We start from the raw sequence: 5,265 nt of genomic DNA on the forward strand, positions 1-5,265 counted from the left end.
CCACGGATACGGTCGGCGATCTTCTCGGCGATCATGATCGTGGTGGCGTTGAGGTTGCCGGTGATGATGCGCGGCATGATCGAGGCATCCACCACGCGCAGGCTTTCCATGCCATGCACGCGGCCCTGGCCATCAACCACGCTCATCGCATCGGTGCCCATCGCGCAGGAACAGGACGGGTGGTAGGCGGTTTCGGCATGGGCGCGCACGAAGGCGTCCAGTTCGGCGTCGCTCTGGCACGCGGCACTGGGGCTGATCTCGCGCCCCCGATACTCGTCCAGCGCAGGCTGGGCGATGATCTCGCGGGTGATGCGGATGGCATCGCGGAATTCCTGCCAGTCCTGGTCGGTGGACTGGTAATTGAACAGGATCGAGGGATGCTCGCGCGGGTCCAGCGATTTCGCATGCACGCGCCCACGGCTGGGCGTGCGCATCGAGCCCACGTGCGCCTGGAAGCCGTGTTCCTTGACCGCATTGGTGCCGTTGTAATTGATCGCCACCGGCAGGAAGTGGTACTGGATGTTGGGCCACTCGAAGTCCTCGCGGGTGCGGATGAACCCACCGGCCTCGAACTGGTTGCTGGCGCCGATGCCGGTGCCGGCGAACAGCCACTCCGCGCCGATTGCCGGCTGGTTCCACCACTGCAGCGCCGGGTACAGCGACACCGGCTTCTTGCAGGCGTACTGCATGTATACCTCCAGGTGGTCCTGCAGGTTTTCGCCGACACCGGGCAGGTCGTGCACCAGCGGCACGCCGAGCGCGGCCAGCAGCGCCGGTGCGCCCACGCCGGAGCGCTGCAGGATCTGCGGCGAGGCGATCGCACCGGCGCACAGCAGCACCTCGCGGCGCGCGGTGGCATCGATCGGCTCGGCACTGTTGCCGGTGAGGTAGCGCACGCCCACCGCGCGCTTGCCGGCAAACAGGATGCGGTCGGTGGTGGCATGCACCACGATCTCCAATCCGGCGCGGTCCTTGGCCATGTCCAGGTAACCGCGCGCGGTGCTGGAGCGGCGGCCGCGCGGGGTGACGGTGCGGTCCATCGGGCCGAAGCCTTCCTGCTGGTAGCCGTTGAGGTCGTCGGTACGCGGGTAGCCCGCCTGCACGCCGGCCTCGACCATGGCGTGGAACAGCACGTTGTTGCCGTTCTTTGGCGTGGCCACGCTGACCGGACCGTCGCCGCCGTGGTAGTCGTTGGGACCGATGTCGCGGGTTTCGGCCTTGCGGAAGTAGGGCAGCACGTCGGCGTAGCTCCAATCCTCCAGGCCGTCGAACCTGGCCCAGTTGTCGAAGTCCAGCGCGTTGCCGCGGATGTAGCACATGCCGTTGATCAGCGAAGAACCGCCCAGGCCCTTGCCACGTCCGCATTCCATGCGCCGGTTGTCCATGTGTGGCTCCGGCTCGGTCTCATAGGCCCAGTTGTAGCGGCGGCCCTGCAGCGGAAAGGCCAGTGCGGCCGGCATCTGCGTGCGGAAGTCCAGCCGGTAGTCCGGGCCACCGGCTTCAAGCAGCAGCACGCTGACGCCGGCGTCTTCGGTCAGGCGCGCGGCCAGCGTGTTGCCGGACGAGCCGGCGCCGATGATGATGTAGTCGTATTCGCGCTTCATCGCGGGGGTCTCCTGTCAGGCCGGTTCAGAACACCGACGCGTAGCGGTCCAGTTCGATCTGGATGGACTTGGTGCGGGTATAGGCGCGCAGCGTGGCCAGGCCGTTTTCGCGGCCCACGCCGGACTGCTTGTAGCCGCCCACCGGCATCTGCGCCGGCGATTCGCCCCAGCAGTTGACCCAGCAGATGCCGGCCTCCAACTGGTGGATCAGGCGGTGCGCGCGGCTCAGGTCGCGGCTGACCACGCCGGCGGCCAACCCATACTCGGTGGCGTTGGCGCGGGCGATCGCCTCTTCTTCAGTGTCGTAGGACAGCAGGCTCAGCACCGGCCCGAAGATCTCTTCGCGCACGATGCGCATGTCGTCGCGACAGTCGCTGAACACCGTCGGCGCCACGTAGCAGCCCTTGCCGAGCGCGCCGTCGGTCAACCGCTCGCCACCGCAGACCAGGCGCGCGCCTTCGGTCTTGCCGCTGGCGATATGGTCCAGCACGCGGCGCATGTGCGCGGCGCTGACCAGCGGGCCGAAGTTGGTGGCCTCCTGCAACGGATCGCCGATGCGGATGCGCGCGATGCGCTCGCTCAAGGCCAGTTCGACATCGGCGAGCAGGTCCTTGGGCACGAACACGCGCGTGCCATTGGTGCAGACCTGGCCGGAGCTGTAGAAGTTGGCCATCATCGCCACATCCGCGGCCAGCTCGATATCGGCATCGGCGCAGATGATCAGCGCCGACTTGCCGCCCAGTTCCATGGTCACCTCCTTGAGGGTGGAACTGGACGCACTGGCCATCACCTTGCGCCCGGTACTGGTGCCGCCGGTGAAGGAGATCTTTTCGATGCCCGGGTGCTCGGTCAGTGCCGAGCCCACACCGGCGCCATCGCCGGGCAGCACGTTGAAGACGCCGTCGGGCAGGCCGGCTTCGGTGAAGATCTCGGCCAGCTTCAGCGCGGTCAGCGGGGTCACTTCACTGGGCTTGAAGATCATCGCGTTGCCAGCGGCCAGTGCGGGGGCGGCCTTCCACAGCGCGATCTGGATCGGGTAGTTCCACGCGCCGATCGCCCCGACCACGCCCAGGGGTTCCTGCCGGGTGTAGAAAAAGCTGCCTTCGCGCAGCGGCACCTGGCTGCCTTCCAGCCCGTGCATCACCCCGGCGTAGTACTCCAGCACGTCCGCGCCGGTGACGATGTCCACGCTGCGGGTTTCGCTCAGCGGCTTGCCGGTGTTGAGCGTTTCCAGCTCGGCCAGCGCATCGTTGCGCTCGCGCAGCAATGCCACCGCACGCAGCAGGATGCGCGAGCGCTCCACCGTGGTCAGCGCGGCCCAGACCTTCTGGCCGGCCTGCGCGCTTTCCACTGCGGCGTCGAGATCGTCGCTGTTGGCGCTGTGCACCTTGGCCAGCACCTCGCCGGTGGCCGGGTTGGTGACCTCGAAGGTGCGGTTGCCCTGCGAGGGAACGTAGCGGCCGCCGATGTACAGCAGTTGGTCGGGGAAGTGGGGCATGTCGATGACTCCTTTGCAGCGGGAGACCAGTGGGTTCAGCGGGTCAGATGCAGGAACTGCAGGTGGCGCTCGTACTGGTCGATGATGTCGTTGATGATCTGCTGGCGGCTGTAGCCGAACAGCTCGTAGTCCTGTCCACCTTCGTAGAGGTGCACCTCGGCGCGGTAATAACGCAGGCTGCGGAAGCGTTGCGCGGCAAACGAGGGCGTGAGGTAGCCGCGCATGATCACCTGGTAGGTGAACACCTGTTGCTCGCCATGGTCGACCAGCAGTTCCATGTGGCCCGGTTCGAATTTCGTGTGCACATCCAGGCCTTTCTCGCGCAGCTGCGCGGCCACCGCCTCGATGGCCGGCTTCACGTCGGTGTCCATGAACCGGTACACCTCGTCGCGCACCGGGAAGTGCACCGCCTGGGAGATGCGCTGGCGCCAGCCACGCTGGTGCCGCGACTGCCCGATCAGCGGGATCGGCGAATACTGCGAGGCCTTCTTGCGCTGCGACTCTTCGCCCAGCGCGCGGGTCAGCCCCCACAGCATCAGCAGCAGCACCACCGAGAACGGCAGCGAGGCCAGCACGACGGCCGATTTGAGCGCGTCCATGCTGCCGGCCAGCAACAGGCCGGCGGTGACCAGGCCGGTCATCACGCCCCAGAACACGCGCAGCCAGCGCGGACCATCGTCCTCCGGCGCGCCGCCGTGCGAGGACAGCGTGGACAGCACCACGGTACCCGAGTCGGCCGAGGTCACGAAGAACACGAAGCTGACGATCACGGTGACCGCAATGACCACCCGGCTCCAGGGATAGTTGTCCAGCAGTGCGTACAGCACGGTCGGCGGGTTATCCACCGCCATCTGCGCCAACTGCACCTGGTCGTGGTGGAGGATCTGGTCCAGCGCGCTGTTGCCGAAGATCGACAGCCACGCCAGGGTGAATCCGAGCGGGATCAGCAGCACGCCCAGCACGAATTCGCGGATGGTGCGGCCACGCGAGATGCGCGCGATGAACAGCCCCACGAACGGCGCCCAGCCGATCCACCAGGCCCAGTAGAACACCGTCCAGTTGCCCAGCCAGTCCGGCCGCCCGCCGTAGGCATACACGTCGAAGCTCTTGCCGACCACGTTGCCCAGGTAGTCGCCCATGTTCTGCATGAACGCGTTGAGCAGGTACTGGGTGGGCCCGGCGAACAGCATGAACAGCAGCAGCCCGATGGCCAGCAGCATGTTGATGTTGGACATCCAGCGCACGCCTTTTTCCACCCCGGACACGGCCACGGCGATGGCCGCGCCCATCATCAGCACGATCAACCCGACCTGCACCCAGGCCGCGTGTGGCACCTGGAACAGGGTATTGAGGCCGGCGTTGAGGTGCAGCACGCCAAAGCCCATGTCCGCGCCCAGGCCGAACACCGTGGCCACGATGCCCAGCGCATCGACGGTGTAGCCGATGGGGCCGTTGATGCGCTTGCCGATCAGCGGATACAGCGCCGAGCGCAGCGCCAGCGGCAGGTTGTGGCGGTAGGCGAAGTAGGCCAGCGCCATCGCCGCCAGCGCGAATACGCCCCAGCCGTGCAGGCCCCAGTGCAGGAACAGCAGCTGCATGGCTTGCCGCGCGCTGGCCTCGCCACTGCCCACGCCGCCCTGCGGCGGCAGCAGATAGTGGGTAAGCGGTTCGGACACGCAGAAGAAGAACAGGGTGATGCTGATCCCGGCCGCGAACAGCATCCCGGCCCAGGACAGATAGCTGAATTCCGGTTCGTCGTGGTCCGCGCCAAGCTTGACCGTGCCATAGCCGGACAGTGCCACGCCGACCACGAACACCAGGTACACGGTCATCGCCAGCAGGTAATACCAGCCGACGTTGCGCGAGGCCCAGGTCTGGGCATCCAGCAACAGCACGCCGGCATCGATGGGAAACACGGTGACCAGAAGGGCGAATGCCGCCACGATCGTGGCGGCAAGCAGGAAGACCGGTCGAAGCGTGCGTACCTCGTTTTGAGGTGACTCCACAGCGCTCATGGGGTGGGGGTACTCTCGGTGCCGGATACGGCAGACCCGGACTATTACCCCACATCGACTGTGGAGGGGCTGTTTACGCCGCGAAGATGCCCGCCGCGCAACGGCGGCGGGTATCGGGGTGAGGCCTTACCGCAGCGCGCTGCTGGGT

Annotated in this window: 3 protein-coding genes; all 3 read right to left on the minus strand. The window is 66.8% G+C overall.

The annotated features are described in order from the left end of the window. Positions 1 to 1,604: choline dehydrogenase (betA, locus tag ACXJKH_RS13980; RefSeq protein WP_457320121.1), on the minus strand; the 1,604-nt coding region annotated here is incomplete at its 3' end. Positions 1,605 to 1,629: 25 nt separating this feature from the next. Then, complete coding sequence (betB, locus tag ACXJKH_RS13985) at positions 1,630 to 3,102, minus strand: betaine-aldehyde dehydrogenase (protein ID WP_457320123.1); 1,473 nt, start codon at positions 3,100 to 3,102, stop codon at positions 1,630 to 1,632. A gap of 35 nt (positions 3,103 to 3,137) precedes the next feature. After that, positions 3,138 to 5,117, minus strand: coding sequence for a choline BCCT transporter BetT (gene betT, locus ACXJKH_RS13990; protein ID WP_457320125.1), 1,980 nt, complete (start codon positions 5,115 to 5,117; stop codon positions 3,138 to 3,140). Positions 5,118 to 5,265: the final 148 nt, after the last annotated feature.

The sequence above is a fragment of the Stenotrophomonas sp. P5_B8 genome, assembly GCF_054049855.1.

What these genes read in the sequence shown, in the direction of transcription:
- betB (WP_457320123.1), bottom strand. Translation starts at nt 3,102, where the DNA reads ATGCCCCACTTCCCCGACCAACTGCTGTACATCGGCGGCCGCTACGTT.
- betT (WP_457320125.1), bottom strand. Translation starts at nt 5,117, where the DNA reads ATGAGCGCTGTGGAGTCACCTCAAAACGAGGTACGCACGCTTCGACCG.